Below are 22,990 nucleotides of genomic sequence, written 5' to 3'. Positions count from 1 at the left end.
CGGCCATGACGGCCGGAACCTCACTCACCATCGGGACCACGACCGCCGGGCACGAGCTGGCCGCGCTCCAGCGCGAGCACGGTGGCCCGCTGTTCGCGCTGCTGCTCAGGCTCTGCGACGGGGACCGCCAGCGCGCCGAGGACCTCGTCCAGGAGACCCTGGTGCGCGCCTGGCAGCACCCGGAGGCACTGCACGCCGACGACTTCGACTCCGTACGGCCCTGGCTGCTCACCGTGGCCCGGCGGCTCGCGATCGACGCCCGGCGGGCCCGGCAGGCGCGGCCGCCCGAGGTCGGCGACGAAGTCCCCGAGAACGCGCGGGTGACCGCCGACCACGCCGAGCGGGCCGCGGCGATGCTCGACGTCCGGGAGGCTGTGAAGACACTCACGCCGGAGCACCGTGACGTCCTGATACTGGTGTATTTCCGCGGGGCCAGTGTGGCGGAGGCGGCGCAGGCCCTGGGGATTCCACCCGGTACCGTGAAATCCCGCGCGTACTACGCGTTGCGCGCCCTGCGCCGGGTCCTTCCGGGTTACGCGGCCGACCTGCGATGAAACCGGAAGCCTGGTCAAACCTCGGTAAAGCGCCTTGCTGTGGCCCCCGTTCGGGCAATGGGCTGTCCTCATACGCGTTCCGGGCGGAGCGGGGACGGCGGTCCCGGCAGGGCCCGGGCGACGCGCACGCACCGGAGGAAGGGCAGGAAGGGATGCGACACAGAGGTCACGAGAGCACGGACGGCACCGACGGCCATGAACTGGCCGTCCCCATGGCCTGGTTGTACGCCGAGTACATCGCCGACGAGCTGCTGCGCACCGGCGATCTGATGCCGCCGACGTCCTTCGAGTTCCGGGCCGGCCGGGACGCGCTGGCACTGACCGTCTTCCTCTCCGACACCGACGGGGAGCTCTCCGGCATCCGGGTGATCTCCCAGCTGGAGAACTGGCTGGCCCTGACCGCGTACGACCAGCCGTGGCAGGACTGGGTGCGGGCCCGCATGGCCGAGCTGACCGAGGGGGCGGCGGTCTCCGGCGCCCCCTGTCCGGACCTGGCACTGGCGGAGGACGCCTGGCGCTGGCTGGAGGAGACGGAGCTGCTCGCCCCGGACCTGGACGCGGTGCCGGGCGGCGGCGCGGTGTTCGGGGAGGACGAGGGGCCGAAGGTGTGGACGCCGGCCTGGCGGCTCGGACTGCCCCTCGGGCACCTCGCGATCCACCTCTTCTGAATCTTCTGGAATTCACACCAATCCACGGGCCGGGCCGCTCCGAATCTCTTGTCCGGGATTCTGTGCGTGGCTTGAGTGATTCGGCGGTCGCCTGCGTACGGATGGGAGCAAGGAGTAACCCCACCCGCACCCATAGGCACGAGGATTCGGCATGAGGTCCCTGGAAAGGCATCGCGACGTCGGCGCGTACGCGCTCGGCGTGCTGGACGAGGCGGAGGCCTTCCGCTTCGAGGACCACCTCATGGAGTGCTCACGGTGCGCGGCACAGGTGACCGAGTTCGGTCCCACGTCCCGGCAGCTGTTGCTGTACCGCCGGGCCACGCCGCGTTTCGTGCACCCCATGGCGCAGCCCGGTCCCCGGCTGCTGGACCGGCTGCTCGGCGAGCTGGCGCAACGGCACCGGGCACGGCGCCGCCGGCTGCTGTACGGCCTGGCCGCCTCGGTGGTGCTGGCCGTGGCCGGCCCGGCGATCGTGGCCTTCGCCGGCCACGCGGGGCCGGCCCCGCGGGTCACCGCGGCGACCGATCCGCACACCGGGGTGTGGGCGCGGGTCACCTCCGAGGACGAGGACTGGGGCAGCGACCTCAGGCTGGAGGTCAAGGACGGCTCCGGGCGGCACACCTGCCGGCTGGTCGCGGTCGGCCTCGACGGCACGGAGCAGGACGTCGCCGGGTGGACCAACGCGGGTGACGGCAGCCGGCCCACCACCGCGATGGGCTCCACCGCCCTGCACCCGGACCAGATCCAGCGCTACGAGGTCCGCACGGACGACGGAAAGCGGCTGGTCGTGCTGGAGGCACGGTGACGGCACCGGGAGGTGCCCGGACTTGAGGTGCCCGGACTCACTTCAGCAGCCGGGACAGACGCCGGTCGGCCAGCGGCTTGCCGCCCGTCTGGCAGGTCGGGCAGTACTGCAGCGAGGAGTCGGCGAAGGAGACCTCCCGGATGGTGTCGCCGCACACCGGGCAGGGTTCGCCGGTGCGGCCGTGGACCCGCAGACCGCTCTTCTTCTCCGCCTTCAGCCGGCCGGCCGCCACTCCCCGGGACCGCTCGACCGCCTCGGTGAGCGTGCCGCGCAGCGCCTCGTACAGGCGGTGGGTCTCCTCCGGGGTGAGCGACGCGGCGAGTTTGAAGGGGGACATCTTCGCGGCGTGCAGGATCTCGTCGCTGTAGGCGTTGCCGACGCCCGCGATCAGCGACTGGTCGCGCAGGGCACCCTTCAGCTGCCGCCGCTCGGCCTTCAGCAGGGCGGCCAGGCGGTCCTCGTCGAAGTCCCCGGCGAGCGGGTCGGGGCCGAGCCGGGCGACGCCCGGCACCTCCGCCGGGTCGCGGACGACGTACACGGCCAGGCGTTTCTGGGTGCCCGCCTCGGTCAGGTCGAAGCCCTCCCCGGTCTCCAGCGCCACCCGCAGCGCGAGCGGGCCCTTGCCGGGCTTCGGCGGGCCGTCCGGCAGCCGGTCCTTCCACTGCAGCCAGCCCGCGCGGGCCAGGTGGGTCACCAGGTGCAGTCCGCCGTCCGTCTCGATGTCCAGGAACTTGCCGTGCCGGCGCACGGCCGTCACCTCGGCGCCCTCGACGGCGGTGACCGGCGGGTCGTAGGTCTTCAGGACGCTGACGGCCACCGGCAGGACCCGCACCACCCGCAGTCCGACCAGGTGCTCGGTGAGGAAGTCCGTCAGCGCTTGTACCTCGGGCAGTTCCGGCATGGCTCCAGGGTGCCACCCGGTACCGGCAACGCCCCGGTGTCGCGCCCGCACCGGTGCCCTACGGCAGCCGGAACTCGCACCAGACCGCCTTGCCGCCGCCCCGCGCCTCCACGCCCCAGCTGTCGGCGAGCCGGTCCACCAGGAGCAGACCGCGGCCGGAGACGCCGTTCTCGCCGGCGTCGCGGCGCCGCGGCAGGGCGCTGGAGCAGTCCTCGACCTCGATGCGCAGCCGGTGGCCGGTGCCGTCCAGGGCCCGCAGGGTGACGATCGCGGAGCCCTCGGTGTGCAGCAGGGCGTTGGTGACCAGCTCGTCGGCGACCAGCTCGATCTCGTCGGCCTGACCACCGGCCCCCCAGGCGCGGACCGCGGCGCGGATCATGTGCCGGGCCTGGGTGAGGGCCTCCGGGTCGCCGGGCGCCACATGCTGCTGGAGCCGGCCGCCGGGACGCGTGGTCTGCCGGGTGCGGCGGCGCAGCAGGAGCAGGGCCACGTCGTCGTCACCGCCCCGCTCCTCGGCCACCTGGATCAGCCGGTCGGCGAGGTCGCGCACCTCGTCCGGCCCCTCGCGGATGAGCGCGGCGAGGCCGCTCATGCCGTCGTCCAGATCGGTGCCGGGCAGCTCGACCAGCCCGTCGGTGCACAGCAGCAGGGTGTGGCCGGGGTCGAGTTCGAGGGTGGTCACCGGGTACTCCAGCCGGCCGAACTCGGCGGACAGGCCGAGCGGCAGCCCGCCCTGGACGGGGATCCGGTCACAGCTGCCGTCGCCGCGCCGGATCAGCGGGTCGATGTGCCCGGCGCGCACCACCTGGACGACCCCGGTGGACAGGTCGGCCTCCGCGTACAGGCAGGTGGCGAACCGGTCGGTGTCGAGTTCATGGAGGAAGACGGAGGCGCGGGCCATCACGGTGGCCGGCGGGTGGCCCTCGGCGGCGTAGGCGCGCAGCACGATCCGCAGCTGGCCCATGACGGCCGCCGCGTGCGTGTCGTGGCCCTGGACGTCCCCGATGACCGCGCCGACCCGGCCTCCCCCGGAGGCGGTGCCGCCGGGCAGCGGGATCAGGTCGTACCAGTCGCCGCCGATGTCCCGGCCCAGGGCGGCCGAGCGGTAGCGGACCGCGATGTCGGCGCCGCGGACGCTGGGGATGGTGCGCGGCAGCATGGCCTGCTGGAGGCCCTGGGCGAGGTCCTTCTCCTGTTCGTAGAGCATGGCCCGCATGAGGCTCTGCCCGATGCTGCTGCCGAGCGCGACCAGGACGGCGCGCTCCTCGTCGGAGAAGCCGCGCCGGTCGTCGTAGAGCAGGCCCATCGCGCCGATCGGGCGGGCCTGGGCGATCAGCGGCAGATAGGCGGCCGCGGTGATCCGCAGGTCGGTGATGTGCGGCCAGAGGATCGGGTAGTCCGCCTCGAACTCCTCCGCGGATTCGATGAACCGGGGGCTGAGCGTGCGGACGACCTCGCTCATGGGGTACGGCTCGTCGATCCGGGTGATCCGGGTGCCGGGGACGAAGCTGCCCACGGGGCCCTCGGCCACCAGCCGGATCCGGCCCGCCTCCACCAGGCCCATCACCAGGCTGGCCGCGCCCAGATGACGGATGCCGTGGGTGTCCTTGAGGACGTCGATGACGTCCTGGACGCTGCGGGCGTGCGCGAGGGCCGCGGAGATGACCTGCACGACGCCGGTCTGCTGGCGGAACGCCTCGTCCTGGGCGGCCCGGAGGCTGCGGGCCGCGCTGTCGGCGAGTTCCTCGGTGGCGTCGCGGACGATGCCGACGACCCGGCTCGGGCGGCCCGACTCGTCGCGCCGGATGTAGCCCTGGGTGTGGGTCCAGCGCAGGGTGCCGTCGCGGCGGCGGATGCGGAAGTACGCGCCGTAGTTCTCGCTGCCGTCCTTGATCGCCCGGGCGACCGCCGCGTCGAGCCGGGCGGCCTCCGGCGGCGGGACGCGTACGGTCAGGGATTCCGGGTGCCCGTCGTACTCCTCGGGCAGCAGATCGAACACCTCGAAGGCCTGGGCGTCCATGTCCATCAGACCGGCGTCCAGGTCCCAGTCGAAGCTGCCCATGCGGTTGAGCGCGAGGATCGGGTCCGGGTGTGCGGGCCAGTCCTCCGGGAGTGACAGGGCACTCGCGCCCCGATCGGCCATGGGGCCACCTTGCCAGTATCGGGTGGATTCTTCGACCTGGTCGGCGGGCACCGGCGCCGGCCCGCCCGGCGTTCCGCGCGGCCCCCGGCGCACGCTCAGCCGCCGGTCCGGGAGGCGGTCACACCGTCCGGGGCCGCACCGGCGCCGTCGGGGAGGCCCGGGACCGGACCGGCTCCGTCGGGGAGGTCCGCGGTCTCCGGCATGGTGAGCGGGGCGATCCGGTCGGACGGGTCCGGGGACGGGCTGGGCCGGGACGGTGAGGGGCTGGACGCGGCCGGGGACGGCCTGGGCCGGGGCGGGGAGGGACTGGACCGGGCCGGCGAGGGAGCGGGGGCGCGTGGCTCTTGCGTCGGCGCCACGGGGTTCCCGTCCGCGAGGCCGGCCGCGCCGGACGGGGCGTCGGTACGGCCGTCCGGTGCCGCGGTGCCGGCCGGGGACGGTCCGGTGCCGGCCGGGGCGGTGGCCGGGCGGCTGTCGCGCGGGCTGGGCCGCCCGTCGGCCGGTGACGGGGTGGCCGCCGTGGTGGGCGGGGACGGGCTGACGTCCCGCACGGGCGGGGGCACGACGTGGTCCCGGCTGACGTCCTGTCCGACCCGGCGCTCGGTCCAGGTACGGGTCTCGCTGTCGACGATCGTGATGCTCTTGACGGCCCGCGGCGCCGGAGCCACCACGATCACCTTGTTCGGCCGGTAACCGGCCCAGGGGGTACCGCGGGCACCGGCCCCGCCGCGGGTCGGCGCGGGCGGACCGAGCGGGTTCCCGCAGGCGCAGCGCACCCGGGGCACACCCCGGTCGTCGACGAGGACGGCCGTGCCGGCCTGCAGCACGGCCTGGTAGCCCTGCGCCCGGCGGTCGCGGTAGGAGTGGTTGGTGACGCGCGTGTCGGTGCCCAGTACGACCGGGGTCAGGCCCCGCAGATAGCGCGGGAGCGCCGAACGGGTGACGCCGGCCGCGCGGGCGAAGGCGTCGGCCCTGGCCTCGTCCGCCGCGAGATAGCCGATGTGCCGCTCGGCGTCGCAGCCGGCGACGTGCGGGCTGCCCCGGTACAGGCCGGGTGTCCCGCCGGACAGGGTGCGGGTCGCGCGCAGGGGCGCCGCCAGCTCGGCGGCCGAGACCGGGACGGTGCTGCGGGGGGACGCGGAACGGGGGGCGGCGGTGGCCGTGGAGGAGATGGCCGTGGAGGCGGTGAACGGCTCCGGGCCCCGGTCGGTGGCGGCCTGCAGGAGGACCATCTCGCCCAGCCGGGTCTGCTTGACGCCGGAGCCCGCGCAGCCGGCGGCGAAGAGCACCGCCAGCACGCAGACGATGGTTCCGGTGGGTATCCGCACCGCACACTCCACATCACTTTGGGTGATTACGCCCTATTGTTGGCATCGCACCGGATCGGCTGGCAACTCGGGGAACGCCGTGACGACAGCGGCGCCGGTGGAGCCGCACAGGAGGGCGTGCACAGCCGTGGACTGGTTCACCTCACCCGGCGACTGGCTGAGCCGGCTGGTCTTCCAGCGGGCCCTGGCCGCCGTGTACCTGGTCGCCTTCCTGACGGCGGCGCTCCAGTTCCGGGCCCTGCTGGGCGAGCGCGGGATGCTGCCCGTCCCCCGCTTCACGGCCCGGGTGCGGTTCCGGCGCGCCCCGAGCCTGTTCCAGCTGCACTACTCCGACCGTTTCTTCGCGGCCTGCGCCTGGGCGGGCTGCGGGGTGTCGGCGGCCCTGCTGGCCGGGGCGGACTCCGCGCTGCCGCTGTGGGCCGGGATCCTGCTGTGGCTGGTGCCGTGGGCGCTGTACCTGTCGATCGTCAACGTGGGCCAGACGTGGTACGCGTTCGGCTGGGAGTCGCTGCTGCTGGAGACCGGCTTCCTGGGCGCGTTCCTCGGCAACGACGAGGTGGCGCCGCCGGTCGTCGTGCTGTTCCTGCTGCGCTGGATCCTGTTCCGGGTCGAGTTCGGCGCCGGGCTGATCAAGCTGCGCGGCGACGCCTGCTGGCGGAAGCTGACCTGCCTGTACTACCACCACGAGACCCAGCCGATGCCGGGCCCGCTGAGCTGGTTCTTCCACCACCTGCCGAAGCCGCTGCACCGGGCGGAGGTGGCCGCCAACCACGTCACCCAGCTGGTCGTGCCGGTCCTGCTGTTCACCCCGCAGCCGATCGCCTCGGCCGCCGCCGCCCTGATGATCGTCACCCAGCTGTGGCTGGTGCTCTCCGGCAACTTCTCCTGGCTGAACTGGATCACCATCGTGCTGGCCCTGTCCGCGCTCCGGCTGCCCACGACGGCGCCGCCGGTGCCGCCCGCGCCGCTGTGGTACGAGGTGCTGGTGCTCGCGGTGGCCGCGCTGCTGGTCTTCCTGAGCTACCACCCGGTGGTGAACATGATCTCCCGCCGCCAGGTGATGAACCGCTCCTTCGACCCGCTGCACCTGGTGAACACCTACGGCGCGTTCGGCAGCGTCAGCCAGGTGCGCTACGAGGTGGTGGTCGAGGGCACGCTGGACGCCGCCCCGCGCGAGGACTCGGAGTGGCGGGAGTACGCCTTCCGGGGCAAGCCCGGCGATCCCCGGCACTGGCCGCGCCAGTTCGCTCCCTACCACCTGCGCCTGGACTGGCTGATGTGGTTCGCGGCGCTGTCGCCCGGCTACGCCGGGGAGTGGTTCGGCGGCCTGGTGGAACGGCTGCTGGAGAACGACCGGGACACCCTGCGGCTGCTGCGCCGCTCGCCCTTCCCGCCGGACACGCCGCCCCGCTTCGTCCGGGCCCGGCTGTTCCGGTACCGGTACACCAGCTGGCGGGAGCTGCGCGAGACGGGGGCGTGCTGGGAACGGACGTACGTGCGGGAGTATCTGCCGCCGACACGGCTGGCGGGCGCGGTCAGCGGGACGTCAGGAGATCGGTGACGAGAGCGGGCTCGCCCGGGGGCACCAGGTGCGAGTAGCGCAGACAGACCCGGCTCCAGCGCAGGTAGCCGCTCATCGCGCTGCGCATGCAGTCGGTGAGCAGCGCGACGACCGTGCTGTCGGACGGGGGCACGCGGTCCGTGAGGGCGTGTTCCAGGGTGACGAACTCCGCGCACCAGGGTGTCCTCCACGTCGGCGGTGATGTCGGGCATGCGGCGCACCGTGGGGTCCCTGCCGAGACGGGGCGGGAGTTCGAAGCCGTACGCCTTCTGGCTCAGATCCAGCATGGCGTACACGAAGCCGGACCTGCGGCGCAGCGCGAAGTGCTCGACCCGGCTCGGGGTGTGCCGGTGGGCACGGTTGCCGGCCTCCTCGACATAGGCGTTCACGTACCACCGCCAGTGCTGCCCGGCGCTCTCCAGCCAGGCGGGCGAGGCCCGGTGGGCCAGCCGGATCCACACCTGCGCGAACGCGGCGGTCAGCGGTCCCGCGCCGGCCGGCACGGCGCCGGCCGAGGCGATCACGTCGGTGAAGGCCCGGCAGGCCGCCGCGACCCGGAGCGGCTGGTCGGCCAGGGGGCCGTCGAACTGATCGTCCAGGAAGGTGGCCACGACGACCGCGTCCACCGCCGGATCCAGCCGGTCCCCCGTGGCCCGGGGGAGCCATGCCGCCATCAGCCCGGCGATGTCCCAGCGCAGGAAGCGCTGCTGGTCGACGGGGTGGGTCACCAGGCCGAGGCCGCGGCACCAGTCGGGACTGCGCCGCCGGGCGCCGTCCGCGTCCGGGCTGACGTCCGGTGCGAAGGGAAGCTCGAACACGGTGTCCTGCGGCATGACCCCCGCCTCTCCCGCGGCCGCCCGGGCACCGCCGGGCGGCCGCGACTGCGCGAGGGGAGTCTTCCCGGCGTGCCGCTGGCTCAGGCGGCCCGGCGGCGCTTTGGCGACAAGCAGCCGTTGCCGCCGGAGGCCACGTGCACGTAGTCGCTCGGGGGACCCGAGTGGCCGGTCGTTCGTCCGGAAGCCGGGCGGCGGGGCCGGGTCAGGGCCTGCGGAGCCGGAGTGTCATGAGCTCGAACGGCCGCAGACGCAGGGTGATCCGTTCGCCTTCGCGCGCGGGCGGCTGCTCCCCGGTGACCGGCCGCTCCAGCAGGTCCGTCACCGTGACGTCCGCGACCTCGAACCCGGCCGTCAGGGTGGCCCGGGCCCGGCCGCCGTGGGCCTCGTGGAAGCGGACGACCACGTCCCCGCTGCCGTCGTCGGCGAGCTTCACCGCCGTCACCACCACCGCGTCGTCGTCCACCGTGACCAGCGGGGCGACCTCGTGCGCTCCGGTCGCGGACCGTTCCGGCAGGTTGATCCGCCAGCCCTCGCGGACCGCGTCGCCCACCGACGCGCCGGGGACCAGGGCGTGCCGGAAGCGGTGGACGCCCTGGTCGGTCTCCGGGTCGGGGAAGCGCGGCGCGCGCAGCAGCGACACCCGGACCGTCGTGGTCGTACCGCGGTCACCGGCGTCCCGCACCGTGCGGGTCACATCGTGGCCGTACGTCGAGTCGTTGACGACGGCCACACCCCAGCCGGGCTCCTCCAGGTGCACGAACCGGTGGTTGCACGCCTCGAACTTGGCCGCCTCCCAAGAGGTGTTGGTGTGCGTGGGGCGGTGCACGTGCCCGAACTGGGTCTCGGACGCGTACCGTTCGGCGTGCAGGTCGAGCGGGAAGGCCAGCTTCAGGAACTTCTCCGTCTCGTGCCAGTCGACCTCGGTGTCGATGAGCAGCCGCCGCTCCCCGGGCGGCAACGACAGCAGCTGGGTGACCCGGGAGTCACCGAAGGAACGGACGATCCGCACCGACGCGCCGTCCTCGCCGGCCGTGACCGACTCGGCGCCGGTGAGGTCGGTGACGGTGTTGCGGTAGAACGAGTCGACGTCCCAGGCGTCCCACATGTTCGGGAAGTCCGGGTGGAGCTGGAGGAGGTTCGCGGCCTCGCCGGGGGCGACGGTCTCGCGGTCGGCGGCCGGGTCGTAGGCGGACACGACCAGGCCCCGGGCGTCGACGGTGATCCGCAGCAGGCCGTTGTCCAGGGTGAACCCGCCGTCCTCACGGGCCCCGAGCGTGGTGCGGCCGGCCGCGGCCGGGGTGCCGGCACCGCCCGCCGGGACACCGTGGCAAGGGTGCGGGGCCGCGTTGAACACCAGCGGTGTGGTGCCCTCGCCCGCGAGAGCCCGCTGGGCGCCCTCGATGATGCGGGTCAGCTCGGCGGCCAGGCGCTCGTACGTCGCCCGGGCCTCCCGGTGCACCCAGGCGATGGACGAGCCGGGCAGGATGTCGTGGAACTGGTGCAGCAGCACCGTCTTCCAGATCCGGTCCAACTCCGCGCAGGGGTAGGCAAATCCGGCGCGGACGGCCGCGGTGGCCGCCCACAGTTCGGCCTCGCGCAGCAGGTGTTCGCTGCGCCGGTTGCCCTGCTTGGTCTTCGCCTGGCTGGTGAGGGTGGCACGGTGCAGTTCGAGGTACAGCTCGCCCACCCAGACCGGCGGTGCGGGGTATTCGGCCTCGGCCTTCTCGAAGAACGCCCGCGGGGTGTCCCAGGTGACGGTGGCCGAGCCCTCCAGGTCGCGCAGCCGGGCGGCCTTGGCCACCATCTCCCGGGTCGTGCCGCCGCCCCCGTCGCCCCAGCCGGTGGGCGCGAGCGAGTGCCGGGCCCTGCCCTTGTCCCTGAAGTTGCGGACCGCGTGGGCGATCTCGCTGCCCTTCATGGAGCAGTTGTAGGTGTCGACGGGCGGGAAGTGCGTGAAGATCCGGGTGCCGTCGATGCCCTCCCAGTGGAAGGTGTGGTGCGGGAACCTGTTCGTCTGGGACCAGGAGATCTTCTGCGTCAGCAGCCACTTGGAGCCGGCCGCCTTGATGATCTGCGGGAGGCCCGCGGCGAACCCGAAGGTGTCCGGCAGCCACGCCTCCTCGTTCTCGATGCCGAACTCGTCGAGGAAGAACCGCTTCCCGTGCACGAACTGGCGGGCCATCGCCTCCGAGCCGGGCATGTTGGTGTCCGACTCCACCCACATTCCGCCGGCCGGCACGAACCGCCCGTCCGCCACGGCCTTCTTCACCCGCGCCCACACCTCGGGCCGGTGCTCCTTCACCCAGGCCCACTGCTGCGCCTGGGACATGGCGAACACGAACTCCGGCTCGTCCTCGATCAGCGCGGTCATGTTGGACGTCGTACGGGCCACCTTGCGCACGGTCTCGCGCAGCGGCCACAGCCACGCCGAGTCGATGTGCGCGTGCCCGACGGCGCTGATCCGGTGCGCGGACGGCACGGCGGGGGCCGACAGCACGCCGGTGAGCCGCTCCCGGGCCCGGCCCGCGGTGCCGTTCACGTCCTGGAGGTCGACGGCGTCCAGGGCCCGCTCGACGGCGCGCAGGATGTCGTGCCGTCGGGCGGAGTCCACGGGCAGCTCGGCCATCAGCTCGCCGAGCACCTCCAGGTCCAGCACCAGCTGCCACACGGTCTCGTCGAAGACGGCGAGGTCCATGCGGGTGAGCGTGTACTGCGGCTCCTGCCCGGCGGTGTCCCTGTCGCCGAGCGAGGTGGGGCGGAAGGGGTGGTAGTCGAGGATGACCGGGTTGGAGGCGGCCTCGATGTGCAGGCGCACCTCCTCGCCGCCCGTGACGGGCGCGCCGACGCGCACCCACTGGTTGCGCGGGTTGAGGCCCTTCACCGGCGTGCCGTCGGGCCGGTAGACCAGGCCCTCGCACTGGAAGCCCGGCATGTTCTCGTCGAAGCCGAGGTCCAGGAGGGCCTCGACGGTCTTCCCGGCCCATGCCTCGGGCACGGTTCCGGTCACCCGGAACCAGCTGGTGCCCCAGGGAGCACCCCACCGGGCGCCCACCTCGATCGGCTCGGTCACGGCGGCGAGTCCCTCCGCGACCGGTACGGGTTCGCCGGGCGCGTGCCACACCGCGACCCGGAGCGGCACCGACTCGGGGTACACGGCGGGGCGGACACGTTCGTCGAGGACGCGCCTGAGGCGGGCTTCCACCAGCGTGCGGTCGTCATGCATGCGGGGTGCTCCCTGTGGATTCCGGGTGATTACCAGGGGTGGGTGACGGTCACGGGGGTCGAGGCGTTGTAGAGCTCCCCCACGGCGCGTACTTCGAACCGTGCGGCCTTCTCGCCCTGTTCGGGCCGCAGCCCGGAGAGGAAGTAGGCGCGCTGGGCGGTGGCGCCGAGGAAGCGGCGGGTGCCGTCGGGGAGGAGGCGGTGGAGGGTGTGGTGGCGGACGGTGCCGGGGGCGGGGTTCCAGGCGAGGCGGAGGTCGCCGCCGTTCGCCGCGGTGACGCGGGCGCCGGAGGGGGCGGCGGGCGCGGGCGGGGTGCCGTCGGCGCGGACCGCGAGGCCGCCCAGCCGCCAGCGCACCGGGCCCTCGGTGGCGGTGAGCCGGACGCCGAGGGCGTGCACGGTGCCGGACAGGCCGGTGAGCGGGACCGTCACGGTCTGCCAGCCGTTGACGGTCTTCACAGCGTTGACCGAGTTCACAGCCAGATACCTGTACGGCGGCGTCTCCCCCGCCGTACTCGGTTCGGCCGTCGCCACCGCCGACTCGACGTTCACCTCCCCAGACTCGCTCCGGTACGTCAGCTCGACAACCGTGTTCACACCGATCGGCAGGCGGGTCTGGTACAGATCCACCACCACGGGCTGATCCGGTTCACCCGCCACCAGCACACTGCTCCCGCCCCGCCAGGCGTCCGCGAAGTCGAAGGTGACCGTCGGCCGCTTCCCCGCCGTCCGGACCACCCACCGCCGCGACGGCAGCCGGTCCTGGAGCCCGAGGTGGTTCCAGGGCGCGTCCGAGGTGACGGCCCCCTCCTCGTACCACCGCAGTCCGTGTCCCGTGTTGAAGACGCTCGCGAACGGCACCGAGGTCACCGTCGACCGGTCCGCCACGGACACCGCCGGCGCCCGCCAGGGATCGCTCGCGTCGGGCCGCGCCGGATCGAGTGACCGCCCGGTCCAGAACCGGTCGTCGGCCGCGTGGAAGTACTCGGGAGCCCGCTGGTCGGCGGGCAGGTGGTTGCGGGTCCACTCGGGCCGGTAGAGGCCGACGGAGGTGATGTGCGGCTTGCCGGCCGGCACGATGGCGTCCCAGTCCACATACGTGCCGGAACCGTTCGACTCGACGTCGACGCCGGCCCACAGCTGGTACCGGCTGCGCCCCAGCCCGTCCGCCTTCGTGCCGGACGAGGCGAGCGTGCCCGCACTCCACCGGAAGTCCACGAACATGTCGTCGGCCGCCCGGAAGAAGGCCTGGTTCTGGCTGTTCAGGGCGCCCTGCCAGCTCACCGTGCCGTTCACGGTCATCGCGTCGTACCAGGTCACCCGCTGCCCCCGGGCCGCCGCGAGCGCCCTCAGCTCCTGGACGAAGCCCAGCACGGCCGTGCCGAGCGCGGTGTTCCCGCCGCCCGTCTCTGCGTTCAGGAACCAGCCGTCGAAGCCGTACGCGGCCGCCACGGCGACGAGTTGCGCGGCCAGCGGGTAGTGCCCGGCGGCGTCCCTCTGCACCAGGTCCCGGGTCCACTGGAGCTGCCCTCCGTAGGCCGCCGGGGGCAGGAAGACGTTCCCGAGGACGGGGACGCCGTGCCGGTGGGCCGCGTCCACGACGGGCGCGTTCGGCGCGAGGATCAGGCCCTCGCCGGCCGAGCCTCCCCAGAACACCAGCTCGTCGAGGTAGGCCCAGTGGGTGAGGGCGTAGTGGTCGGCGGTGGCCGAGCCCTGGGAGGGGTTGCCCGACGTCGGCCCGAACGAGACCAGCGCCTGGATTCGGGCCTGTCCGGAGCGGGCGGTGGCGTTCGCCGGGGTCGGGGTGAACCGGGCGGCGAGCGGCACGGAGGCGGCGTTGCAGTCGAGGTCGGGGTCGTCGGCCGCGCGCCAGCTCTTCAGGCTGCGCCAGGTGATGCCCGGGCCGGGGGCGCCGGCGGGCAGCGTGTCCGGGTACCAGTACGAGGCGTGGGGCGGGGTCGCGGCGGCGGCCCGCGGGGCGGCCGTCGCGAGCGGCGAGGGGGCCAGGGCGGCCCCGGCCGTGGCGGTGGCGGCGATCAGGACGGTGCGTCTGGTGGGGTTCACGAGCGGGTGCCTCCTTGGGGGGTGGGGAGTACCTGGCCGGGAGTGACGACGTCGGTGATGCCGCGCGCGGCGAGGTGGTCCTTGTCGTCGGCGCGCGTGTCGAGCACGGTGGTCGGGCGGGCCCCGTCGGCGACGAGCCGGAAGAACGCCTCGAAGACGTCGCCGCCGGGCGCGCAGCGGGAGCGGTGGGCCGGGTCGGCGGGCACGGCGAGGGCCGTGCCGCGTACCGCCGGGGCGGGGTGGGTGCGACGGGCCGCCTCGGCCAGCACGCGGGCGATTCTCTTGGGCCGGCGCTCGTCGGTCAGCAGGCCGAGGGAGTACTCGAGTGCGGGGAAGTCGCCGAGGGTGCGCGAGACGTCGTGGGAGCACCACCAGGTGACGCCCCACAGGTCCGGGCAGTCCAGGACGTTCGTGATCGTGGCCTCGGCGAAGGCGGCGGCGTGCTCGGCGGGTACCAGGGGCGCGGGGGCGCCGACCTCCTGGAGCCACACCGGCCGGTGCGGGTCGTCGGCCCAGGCCTTGCTCAGCTCGACCAGGTAGGCGGCGTGGTGTTCGGTGGGCACGGAGGTGCGGCCGTGGCGCTGGGCGGTGCCGTTGAACACCCAGGAGTGCACGGCGGTGACGGCGCCGAGCCGGGCGGAGTGGGCGGGGGTGAAGGGCTGGTCGTCCTGGTACCAGGCGGCGTCGTAGGAGGCGTGCAGGTGGAGCCGGCCGGGGGCGCCCTCGGCGCAGGCGGTGAGCATCCGGGTGAGCCAGCGCCCCGCCTCCGCGGCCGTGACGCGGTCGGGGTCGGGGTGGGGTCCGGCGGCGAACTGGTTGACCTCGTTGCCGACGGTCATGCCGATGAAACCCGGCCGGTCGGCCAGGGCGGCGGCGAGAGTGCGCAGGTAGGCGGCCTGTCCGTCGGTCACGTCCGGGTCGGTGAAGAGGTTGCGGCGGTGCCAGGTGCGGGTCCAGGCGGGAAGGAAGTCGAAGCTGCTCAGGTGGCCCTGCAGGCCGTCCACGTTGACGTCCAGGCCGCGTTCGGCGGCCGCGTCGGCGAGGGCCACGAGCTGGTCGACGGCACGGGGCCGGATCAGGGTGCGGTTGGGCTGGAAGTACGGCCACAGCGGGAAGACCCGGATGTGGTCGAGGCCGAGCGCGGCGATCGAGTCGAGGTCGGCACGCACGGAGTCGAGGTCGAAGTCGAGCCAGTGGTGGAACCACCTCTCGCTGGGCGTGTAGTTGACGCCGAAGCGCACGGCAGGAGGCATGGATGTCCTTGCTGTCCTCGGGAAGCGGTTGACGTCGGTCAGCCCTTGACGGCTCCCTCGCCGACCCCGCGGAAGAAGTACCGCTGGAGGCAGGCGAACAGGGCGATGAGCGGGGCCACGGCGATCACGGTGCCCGCGGCGACGAGGCGTTCGTCGTTGGCGAAGGTGCCGTGCAGATAGTTGAGGCCGATGGTCAGGGTGAACTTCGACGGATCGCTGAGCACGATCAGCGGCCACAGGAAGTCGTCCCAGGCGCCCATGAAGGCGAAGATCGCGACGACGGCCAGGGTGCCCTTGACCGAGGGCAGGGCGACGCGCAGGAACCGCTGCCAGACGTTGGCGCCGTCGACGTAGGCCGCCTCCTCGATCTCGTAGGGCAGGTTGCGGAAGGCGTTGCGCATCAGCAGCACGTTCATGGCGCCGATCGCGCCGGGCAGGACCACTCCGATCAGGGTGTTGTTCAGGCCCAGTTCGCGCATGGTGGTGAACTGGGCGATGACGATGCCCTCGACGGGGACGAGCATGGCCAGCACGAAGACGAGCGTGGTGACACGCCGGCCGCGGTAGCGCAGCCGGGCCAGGGCGTACCCGGCGAGGGCCGAACCGGCGCAGTTGGTGACGACGTTGGCGGCGGCGACCTTCAGGGAGTTCAGGGCGTAGTCCCAGACCGGGATGGTGTCGGCGACCCGGGCGTAGTTGTGCAGGGTGGGGTGGCCGGGCAGGAACCTGGGCGGTGAGCCGTAGATGTCCTCGGTGGGTCCCTTGAGGGAGGTGGACAGCTGCCAGAGGAACGGGCCGACGGTCAGGGCGAGGACGGCGAGCAGCAGCAGATACCGCCAGACCAGTTCGCCGGCCCGGACGCGGCGGCCGTGCTCGTCGGTGACGCGCGGCTCCCGGGCGACGGCGGTGGCCGGCCGCCCGGGCCGCACCTTCTCCAGGACGCTCACGACTCCTCCCTGCGGTCGGCGCGCAGCACCAGCAGCATCAGGACCACGGTGACGGCGAAGACGACGACGGAGAGGGCACAGGCGTAGCCGACCCGGCCGGTCAGGCCGGTGCCGGTGCGCTGCACGAGCATGACGAGGGTGGTGTCCTCGCCGGCCGGGCCGCCGCTCGGGCCCGCCATCAGGTACACCTCGGAGAACACCTTGAAGGCGGCGACCGAGGAGAGCGCGGCGACCAGCACCATCGTGGACCGTACGGCGGGCACGGTGACCGACAGGAAGCGGCGCACCGGTCCGGCGCCGTCCACGGCCGCGGCCTCGTGCAGTTCGCGCGGCACGTTCGCGAGCGCCGCCATATAGATGATCATGTAGTAGCCGAGGCCCTTCCACACCGTGACCGCCATGGCGCTGAGCAGCAGCAGCCACTGGTCGCTGAGGAACCCGATCCGGCCGATCCCCACGCTCTCCAGCAGCGAGTTGACCAGGCCGCGCTCGTCCAGCAGCCACACCCAGATCAGGCCGACCACGACGATGGAGGCGACGACCGGGGTGTAGAAGACGGAGCGGAAGAAGGTGATCCCGGGGATGTTCTTCCGCACCAGCAGGGCGAGCAGCAGCGGCAGTACGACCAGCGCCGGGACGACGCCCAGGATGTACAGGACGCTGTTGCGCAGTCCGGTCCAGAACATCTCGTCGTGGAGCAGCTCGCGGAAGTTGGCGAGGCCCACGAAGTGGCCGGGGACCAGGGTGCGGCGGTCGGTGAAGGAGTTCGCCAGGGTGGAGCCGAAGGGGTAGAGCACGAAGGCGCCGGTGACGAGGAGTCCGGGTGCGGCGAACAGCCACGGCCCGAAGGGGAGCTGGCGCTTGATGCGCAGGGGTGCGGCCATGGCGGTCAGCCCTGCTGGAGCAGCCGGTCGGCGGCCTTGACAGCGTTGTCGAGGGCTTCCTGGGGGCTCTCCTTGCCCTGGAGCGCCTTGGCGACCTCGTTGCGCAGTGCGGTCTTCATCTGCTCGCTGAACAGCACGGGCGTGTAGTTGACGGCGTTCTTCAGCGACTTCGCGGCGGCGATCCGCACCCGGGTCTCGTCGGTGCCGTCCTCCTTGGTGAAGTACGGGTCGTCCAGGGAGCCGGCGGTGCTCGGGAAGATGGCGACCTTCTTGGCGAAGGACATCTGGTTCCGCGCGTCGGTGACGAAGTGCGCGAAGGCGACCGCGGCCGGGGTGTGCCTGGTGCGGGAGTTGACCATCACGCCCATCACGTACATGTTGACGTGCCCGGTGCTGGTGATCTGGTCGGTGATGCCGATGTTCCGGTAGAGGCCGGGCGCGTTCTTCTTGAAGTTGCCGAGGTCCAGGGCGCTGCCGGGGTTCATGGCGACGGCGCCGGTGAGGAACTTCTTGCCGGAGGACTCCCCGGTGGCGGTCAGCGCCTGCGGATCGAGCGCCTTGGCGTCGTACAGCGCCTTGTACTTGGTGAGGAGTTCGACTCCCTTGGGGTCGTTGAAGGCGAAGCCGGTGCCCTGCTCGTTCATGAGCGGGACGCCGTAGCGGCCGAAGTCCTCGATGGTGGGCACGTTGGCGAGGGTGGCGACCTTGCCGTCGCTCTTCTCCGCCATCCGCAGGGCGTCGGTGAAGAGTTCGTCGTACGTCCTCGGCGGCTGGTCGGGGTCGAGGCCGGCCTTGGTGAACAGGGCCTTGTTGTAGAAGAGCGGGCCGGTGTTCAGGTACCAGGGGAAGGCGTACGTGCCGTTCATGCCCGGCACCCGGTGACTGGACCAGGCGGCGTCCAGGTATTCGGGGCGGTACTTGGCGGCGGCCTTGTCGAGGTCGAGGACGAGGCCGGCCCTGGCGAGCGGGGCGACCAGGTCCGGGGAGACGTTGACGACGTCGGGCAGGGTGCCGCCGGCGGCGTCCGCGCCGAGCTTGTCGGCGTAGCCCTCGGCGGGCTGGTCCACCCACTTCACGTGCGTGCCGGGGTACTTGTGCTCGAAGCCGGCGATCAGGTCCTCGAAGTAGGACTTGAAGTTGGCGCGCAGGTTCCAGGTCTGGAAGGTGATGTCGCCCTCCACCTTGCCGGAGGCGTCGGTCGTGCCGCCGTCGTCACCGCCCGAGCCGCAGGCGCTCAGCGGCAGGACGAGGGCGACGACGGCGGCGGCGAGGGCTCTGCGGGACATGGGCACGGACACGGCTCCCTTGCTGGGTCGGGCTGTCGGTGGCGCCGAAGACCTTGCCCAGCGCGTTCGGAGAAAGTCAATGCATTCGTTCGAGCTAAAGAAATCCGGCCTTAATTAGTGCAGGTCAGGCGACTTTGGCCGAGAACTTGCCGTCAACTGCTAATGCGCTTTAGGGTCTTGACACTCAAGCGCATTAGCGAGCATCTTCCCGGAAGGGGGAGAAACGTGCCGACCAGACGGTCCCCCGCCCGACGGCCCACGATGAAGGACATCGCCCGGCGCGCCGGAGTGTCCGAGAGCGCGGTGTCCTTCGCGCTCAACGACCGTCCCGGCGTGTCCGAGGTCACCCGGGCCCGGGTGCGCCGGGTCGCCGAGCAGCTGGGCTGGCGGCCCAGCACGGCGGCCCGCGCTCTGTCCGGGGAGGGCGCGGCAACGGTCGGCTTCGTGCTGGCCCGCCCGGCGGACACGCTGGGCGTCGACTCCTTCTTCCTCCAGCTCGTCTCCGGCATCCAGGAGGTGCTCGCCGAGCGCCATCTGGGGCTGCTGTTCCAGGTGGTGGAGGATGTGGCCGACGAGTGCGCGGTGTACCGGCGCTGGTGGGCCGAGCACCGGGTGGACGGTGTGCTGGTCGTCGATCCGCGCGCCGCCGACCCGCGCCCGCAGCTCCTGGACGAACTCGGGCTGCCCGCCGTGGTGATCGGCGGCGCACCGGACGAGCGTCACCCCGGGCTGTCCACGGTCTGGGCGGACGACGCGGGCGCGATGGCGTCGGTCGTGGACGAGCTGACCGCTCTCGGCCACCGGCGGATCGTGCACATCGCCGGCCTGCCCGACCTCGCGCACACCCAGCGCCGGGTGCGGACCCTGGAGGCCGAGGCCGAGCGGCGGGGCCTGACCGAGGTCCGTTCGGTGACCACCGACTACTCGGACGCCGAGGGCGCCGCCGTCACCCGCCGCGTCCTGAGCCGCGCCGCTCCCCCGACCGCGTTGATCTACGACAACGATGTGATGGCGGTGGCCGGGGTCGCGGCGGCGGCCGAACTCGGCCGCTCCGTGCCGGCGGACGTCTCCGTCGTCTCCTGGGAGGACTCGGCCCTGTGCCGCATGGTCAAGCCCTGGCTGTCCGCGTTGTCCCGGGACAGCGCGGAGTTCGGGCGGACGGCGGCACGGGAGTTGACGGCCCTGCTGGACGGAGGCCCGGCGCGAGCGGTGCGGGTGCCGATGCCGCGCCTGACGGTGCGGGGCAGCACGGCGGCGGCCGCCGGCCGCGCCGAACCGTCCGCCCGGAACCCGGCACCGGGGACGGGCACGGGCATGGGAACGGGAGACCGGGATCGGGATACGGCGGGCGGTGCCTGACGCGGCGGCCGGGCGACCGGCGGGCGGTACCCGACGCGCCGAACGGACGACCGGCGGGCGAGGGCGAACGGCCTCTCGACGTACCCGGTCCGGCCGGGCACAGTTCTCCCTACGCGCTTGATTCATACCGGCGAGTGGCCGGCGAGCCGACGGGCGCGGAGCCGACGACTACCCGAGGAGCGCCCGTGAGCAGCTGGGCCGGCCGGAGTGCCGCCGAGATCGCCGCCGCCGTCCGCGAGAAGCGGGTCACGCCCCGGGAGGTGGTGGCCGGACATCTCGCGCGGATCGAGCGGCTCGACGGCCGGATCGGGGCGTTCCGCAAGGTCCGGGCGGAGGCGGCACTCGCCGAGGCCGACGAGGTGGCCTCCCGGGACGATCTGACCGAACTGCCGCTCGCGGGCGTACCGGTGGCCGTCAAGGACAACCTGGCGGTGCGCGGTGAGTCGTGCCGCAACGGCTCCGCCGCCACCCCGGACGTCCCGGCCGCCGACGACCATGTGACGGTGGCCCGGCTGCGCGCGGCCGGTGCGGTGGTCGTCGGTCTGACGAACGTGCCCGAGCTGTGTGTCTTCGGCACGACGGAGGGCCCGTACGGCATCGCCCGCAACCCCTGGGACCCCGCCCGGACGGCGGGCGGCTCCTCCGGCGGCAGCGCGGCGGCGGTGGCCGCGGGGCTGGTGCCGCTGGCGCTCGGCAACGACGGGATGGGCTCGCTGCGCATCCCCGCCGCGAACTGCGGGCTGGTCACACTGAAGCCCGGACACGCGGTGGTGCCGGCGGGGATAGGCAACGGCGACTGGTTCGGCATGGCGGAGAACGGCCCGCTGGCCACGACCGTCGAGGACGCCCGGCTGATGCTGCGGGTCCTCGCCGGCGCGGAGTTCGCCCGCGCGGACGATCGCGGTCCCCGGAAGATCGCCGTCGCGCTGCGCAGTCCGGTCGCCGGGGTGAGCGTGAGCCGGCCGTACACGGCCGCGGCGCGGCAGGCTGCGGGGGCGCTGGCCCGGGCCGGGCACCGGGTGCGGCGCGCCGAGCCGCCGTACCCGCTCTCCCTCGGCGTGACCGCGCTCCAGCACTGGACGGCCGGGACGGCGCGGGACGCCGCGGGCCTGGACCGGGCGCGGCTGGCCAGGCGTACCCGGGTGCACGCGGCCCTGGGCCGCCGCTTCGACCGCACGGTGCGCACCGGCGCCGCCCGGGACCGGCTGCGCGCCCGGCTGACCCCGTTCTTCACCGAGTACGACGTGCTGCTCACCCCGGCTCTGGCCCGCCGCTCCCCGGGGGCCGGCCCGTGGCACGAACGCGGCTGGCTGCGCAACCTCGTCGCCAACTCCGCCTACTCACCCTTCACTCCGCCGTGGAACCTGACCGGCTGGCCGGCGATGTCCGTACCGGCCGGCACCCTGCCCTCGGGCGCACCCTGCGCCGTACAGCTCGTGGGCCGGCCGGGCACGGAGTCCGTCCTGCTGGACCTGGCGGAGCAGCTGGAGGAGCTGAACCCCTGGCAGCGGACGGCACCGGAGTCCGCCCGGTGGTGAGGGACGGCGTCAGTCCAGCGCCCGGTACATGATGTGCAACCCGACCCGGCCGTGGCGCGGGTGCTCGAACGCCTCGGGGACCGTGCCGAGGATCGTGAAGCCGAGGGATGTCCAGAGGCCGACGGCGGGGTTCGTCTCGACCACGGCGTTGAAGACCATCGCCCGGTAGCCGTGCGCGCGGGCCTCGGCCACGACGTGTTCGGCGAGGGCGCGGCCGATGCCGCGGCCGGTGCGGTCGGGGTCGACCATGAAGCCGGCGTTGGCCACGTGGGCGGCGGGTCCGCCGTAGTTGGGGGTGAGGTAGGCCGAGCCGACCACGCCGCCGTTCTCGTCCTCGGCGATGTAGACCCGTTTGGCCGGGTTCATCCACAGCTCGCGGGCCGCCTCCTCGGTGGTCTCCGGGTCCCAGGCGTAGGTCTCGGCGGCGGCGACGATCCGGTGCCAGAAGGGCCAGATGCGCGGCCAGTCGTCGGCCGCGGCTCGTCTGATCAGCATGGGCGCGAGTCTGTCACGCCCATGCGTGCGGCGATCGCGACGGGAACGCGCCGGGCTCAGTCCACGCTCGGCAGGATGTGCGGCTCGGCCAGGTCGTCCTCGTACCCCGCGAGGCGGATCGGGGCGGACCGGGCCCACACGTCGAGGCTGCCGAGTTCTCCGGGCCGGCGGCCCACGCGCTCCGTGCGTTCCTTGGGGCGCTGATCGCGATTCGTCTTCTCCGGTGTCACCGCGCACTCCTTATGTGTCGGGTCACCCTCGGGGCATACCGGACGGTCTGCGCTACGGCGCTGGACGCCCGCTCGGGTCTGGATGGAAGGCCAGTTCGGACGCGGTGGCGCCGGTACCTCTGCCGGAGCGGGCCGTTGTCAACCGGCTCGTCCCAGGACGGACGGTGGGTGTGGGTGGGATCCCGTACTGCTGTCCGTCCGATCCAGATTAACCAAATGAGCGGGCATCCGCTCGATAGGGAATGCAAATAAGGGGTAAGCCCTGCGTTTCCTCCAGCGCCTCAATACCCCCCAATGTGGGGCCTTTTGAAACAAGACGTCTACTCGGGCGACACACGGAATCACCCACTCGGCCTATACGAACGAACACATCTTCGAATCTGTCGGCGGCCGTCGGCCGGACCCGGCGCAGTTCAAGTGCCGTTGGCCGGGCGGCAAGCTCGCCATGGTCTGCTGACGCGGCAACGGCTGTCTCGCGGAAGGACTGACGCATGGAGCTGCGCAGCGTCGAGGAGCTGATGGATCTGCTGTACACCGGCCGGCACCAGCACGCGCTGCGGACCGCGGCGCTGCTGCGCCGGGGGCGCCCCGCCGACAAGGAGCTCCAGGTGGCGGGGCTGGTGCGGGGCATCGGACCGGCGCTCCGCCCGGGCGACGGGGCGGCCGGGACGCGCAGCGCGGCCGAGGCGGTGCGCTCCCTGCTCGGGGAGCGGGTGTTCCGGCTGGTAAGCGGGGACGCGGGCCCCGCCGACGACGATCTGCTGCGGCTGCGCCAGGCCGAGGAGGAGGGCCGCACGGCCGGCTTCGACGCGGGCGTGCTGGAGGACTGGCGCACGGTGCTGGAGCTGGTGGCGGCCCGCCACGCGCGGCTCGGCGCGGTCGACTGAGGACCGCCCGCGGCCGGCCCTCCGCCCCT

18 protein-coding genes and 1 pseudogene are annotated in these 22,990 nt (G+C 73.1%); 7 read left to right on the top strand and 12 right to left on the bottom strand.

The window, feature by feature from the left end:
• Positions 1 to 5 precede the first annotated feature (5 nt).
• The 3 genes from FHS34_RS18760 (at position 6) to FHS34_RS18750 (ending at position 2,027) form a co-directional block, all read left to right on the top strand.
• A complete protein-coding gene (locus FHS34_RS18760) occupies positions 6 to 554 on the top strand; it encodes a sigma-70 family RNA polymerase sigma factor (protein WP_184966769.1) in 549 nt (182 codons plus the stop codon).
• A 152-nt stretch (positions 555 to 706) separates the two neighbouring features.
• Positions 707 to 1,222, top strand: a complete 516-nt coding sequence (locus tag FHS34_RS18755; RefSeq protein WP_184966768.1) for a hypothetical protein — start codon at positions 707 to 709, stop codon at positions 1,220 to 1,222.
• Between the two features lie 151 nt (positions 1,223 to 1,373).
• Positions 1,374 to 2,027 carry a zf-HC2 domain-containing protein gene (locus FHS34_RS18750; protein ID WP_184966766.1) on the top strand — a complete coding sequence of 218 codons (654 nt, stop codon included), beginning with the start codon at positions 1,374 to 1,376 and terminating at the stop codon, positions 2,025 to 2,027.
• A gap of 37 nt (positions 2,028 to 2,064) precedes the next feature.
• On the opposite strand, the gene FHS34_RS18745 is transcribed toward FHS34_RS18750, so the two are convergent.
• The 3 genes from FHS34_RS18745 to FHS34_RS18735 all read right to left on the bottom strand — a co-directional run bounded on the left by FHS34_RS18745 (position 2,065) and on the right by FHS34_RS18735 (position 6,399).
• A complete protein-coding gene (locus tag FHS34_RS18745; RefSeq protein ID WP_184966764.1) occupies positions 2,065 to 2,928 on the bottom strand; it encodes an Fpg/Nei family DNA glycosylase in 864 nt (287 codons plus the stop codon).
• A 58-nt stretch (positions 2,929 to 2,986) separates the two neighbouring features.
• Positions 2,987 to 5,071 (bottom strand): SpoIIE family protein phosphatase, encoded by a 2,085-nt coding sequence (locus tag FHS34_RS18740; RefSeq protein WP_184966762.1) that lies wholly within the window; start codon positions 5,069 to 5,071, stop codon positions 2,987 to 2,989.
• A 95-nt stretch (positions 5,072 to 5,166) separates the two neighbouring features.
• Entirely contained in the window at positions 5,167 to 6,399 is a 1,233-nt protein-coding gene (locus tag FHS34_RS18735; protein WP_184966760.1) for a DUF6777 domain-containing protein, read from the bottom strand.
• Between the two features lie 127 nt (positions 6,400 to 6,526).
• Between FHS34_RS18735 and FHS34_RS18730 the strand changes: the two genes are divergently transcribed.
• Positions 6,527 to 7,960, top strand: coding sequence for a lipase maturation factor family protein (locus FHS34_RS18730; RefSeq protein ID WP_184966758.1), 1,434 nt, complete (start codon positions 6,527 to 6,529; stop codon positions 7,958 to 7,960).
• A 203-nt stretch (positions 7,961 to 8,163) separates the two neighbouring features.
• Here the strand turns inward: FHS34_RS18730 and FHS34_RS42625 are convergent.
• From FHS34_RS42625 to FHS34_RS18695, 7 genes and pseudogenes are all read right to left on the bottom strand, one after another.
• Positions 8,164 to 8,634 (bottom strand): annotated as a pseudogene (locus FHS34_RS42625) (terpene synthase family protein); the annotation flags it as partial.
• 364 nt (positions 8,635 to 8,998) lie between these two features.
• Positions 8,999 to 12,019 (bottom strand): alpha-mannosidase, encoded by a 3,021-nt coding sequence (locus FHS34_RS18720; protein WP_184966754.1) that lies wholly within the window; start codon positions 12,017 to 12,019, stop codon positions 8,999 to 9,001.
• 29 nt (positions 12,020 to 12,048) lie between these two features.
• On the bottom strand, positions 12,049 to 14,082 hold the full coding sequence (locus FHS34_RS18715; RefSeq protein WP_184966752.1) for an endo-beta-N-acetylglucosaminidase: 2,034 nt from the start codon (positions 14,080 to 14,082) through the stop codon (positions 12,049 to 12,051).
• A complete protein-coding gene (locus FHS34_RS18710; protein WP_184966750.1) occupies positions 14,079 to 15,335 on the bottom strand; it encodes a glycoside hydrolase 5 family protein in 1,257 nt (418 codons plus the stop codon). Before FHS34_RS18710 ends, FHS34_RS18715 begins: the two co-directional genes overlap by 4 nt.
• 38 nt (positions 15,336 to 15,373) lie before the next feature.
• The gene (locus tag FHS34_RS18705) at positions 15,374 to 16,282 is read right to left on the bottom strand and encodes a carbohydrate ABC transporter permease (protein ID WP_184966749.1); all 909 of its coding nucleotides are present in this window, start codon (positions 16,280 to 16,282) and stop codon (positions 15,374 to 15,376) included.
• Positions 16,279 to 17,166, bottom strand: coding sequence for a carbohydrate ABC transporter permease (locus FHS34_RS18700; RefSeq protein ID WP_184966747.1), 888 nt, complete (start codon positions 17,164 to 17,166; stop codon positions 16,279 to 16,281). Before FHS34_RS18700 ends, FHS34_RS18705 begins: the two co-directional genes overlap by 4 nt.
• A 5-nt stretch (positions 17,167 to 17,171) precedes the next feature.
• Complete coding sequence (locus FHS34_RS18695) at positions 17,172 to 18,458, bottom strand: ABC transporter substrate-binding protein (RefSeq protein ID WP_184967209.1); 1,287 nt, start codon at positions 18,456 to 18,458, stop codon at positions 17,172 to 17,174.
• A gap of 255 nt (positions 18,459 to 18,713) precedes the next feature.
• On the opposite strand from FHS34_RS18695, the gene FHS34_RS18690 reads away from it, so the two are divergent.
• Together FHS34_RS18690 and FHS34_RS18685 are read left to right on the top strand one after the other, a co-directional pair.
• Positions 18,714 to 19,811, top strand: a complete 1,098-nt coding sequence (locus FHS34_RS18690; RefSeq protein WP_245002338.1) for a LacI family DNA-binding transcriptional regulator — start codon at positions 18,714 to 18,716, stop codon at positions 19,809 to 19,811.
• A gap of 185 nt (positions 19,812 to 19,996) precedes the next feature.
• A complete protein-coding gene (locus tag FHS34_RS18685) occupies positions 19,997 to 21,349 on the top strand; it encodes an amidase (protein ID WP_184966745.1) in 1,353 nt (450 codons plus the stop codon).
• A gap of 9 nt (positions 21,350 to 21,358) precedes the next feature.
• Here the strand turns inward: FHS34_RS18685 and FHS34_RS18680 are convergent, their stop codons facing one another.
• Positions 21,359 to 21,844, bottom strand: coding sequence for a GNAT family N-acetyltransferase (locus tag FHS34_RS18680; protein ID WP_184966743.1), 486 nt, complete (start codon positions 21,842 to 21,844; stop codon positions 21,359 to 21,361).
• A 56-nt stretch (positions 21,845 to 21,900) separates the two neighbouring features.
• Positions 21,901 to 22,074 carry a hypothetical protein gene (locus tag FHS34_RS18675; RefSeq protein ID WP_184966741.1) on the bottom strand — a complete coding sequence of 58 codons (174 nt, stop codon included), beginning with the start codon at positions 22,072 to 22,074 and terminating at the stop codon, positions 21,901 to 21,903.
• A gap of 491 nt (positions 22,075 to 22,565) precedes the next feature.
• On the opposite strand from FHS34_RS18675, the gene FHS34_RS18670 reads away from it, so the two are divergent.
• Entirely contained in the window at positions 22,566 to 22,961 is a 396-nt protein-coding gene (locus FHS34_RS18670; RefSeq protein ID WP_184966739.1) for a hypothetical protein, read from the top strand.
• The last annotated feature ends 29 nt before the right edge of the window (positions 22,962 to 22,990 follow it).

Source organism: Streptomyces echinatus, assembly GCF_014203595.1.
GTDB classification, from domain to species: Bacteria; Actinomycetota; Actinomycetes; order Streptomycetales; family Streptomycetaceae; genus Streptomyces; species Streptomyces echinatus.
This window is presented reverse-complemented; position numbering and strand designations above follow the sequence as displayed.

Excerpts from the sequence above, each read along its gene's own strand:
- FHS34_RS18760 (WP_184966769.1), top strand. The coding sequence starts at position 6 with ATGACGGCCGGAACCTCACTCACCATCGGGACCACGACCGCCGGGCAC.
- FHS34_RS18755 (WP_184966768.1), top strand. The coding sequence starts at position 707 with ATGCGACACAGAGGTCACGAGAGCACGGACGGCACCGACGGCCATGAA.
- FHS34_RS18750 (WP_184966766.1), top strand. The coding sequence starts at position 1,374 with ATGAGGTCCCTGGAAAGGCATCGCGACGTCGGCGCGTACGCGCTCGGC.
- FHS34_RS18745 (WP_184966764.1), bottom strand. The coding sequence starts at position 2,928 with ATGCCGGAACTGCCCGAGGTACAAGCGCTGACGGACTTCCTCACCGAG.
- FHS34_RS18740 (WP_184966762.1), bottom strand. The coding sequence starts at position 5,071 with ATGGCCGATCGGGGCGCGAGTGCCCTGTCACTCCCGGAGGACTGGCCC.
- FHS34_RS18720 (WP_184966754.1), bottom strand. The coding sequence starts at position 12,019 with ATGCATGACGACCGCACGCTGGTGGAAGCCCGCCTCAGGCGCGTCCTC.
- FHS34_RS18710 (WP_184966750.1), bottom strand. The coding sequence starts at position 15,335 with ATGCCTCCTGCCGTGCGCTTCGGCGTCAACTACACGCCCAGCGAGAGG.
- FHS34_RS18700 (WP_184966747.1), bottom strand. The coding sequence starts at position 17,166 with ATGGCCGCACCCCTGCGCATCAAGCGCCAGCTCCCCTTCGGGCCGTGG.
- FHS34_RS18690 (WP_245002338.1), top strand. The coding sequence starts at position 18,714 with ATGAAGGACATCGCCCGGCGCGCCGGAGTGTCCGAGAGCGCGGTGTCC.
- FHS34_RS18680 (WP_184966743.1), bottom strand. The coding sequence starts at position 21,844 with ATGCTGATCAGACGAGCCGCGGCCGACGACTGGCCGCGCATCTGGCCC.
- FHS34_RS18670 (WP_184966739.1), top strand. The coding sequence starts at position 22,566 with ATGGAGCTGCGCAGCGTCGAGGAGCTGATGGATCTGCTGTACACCGGC.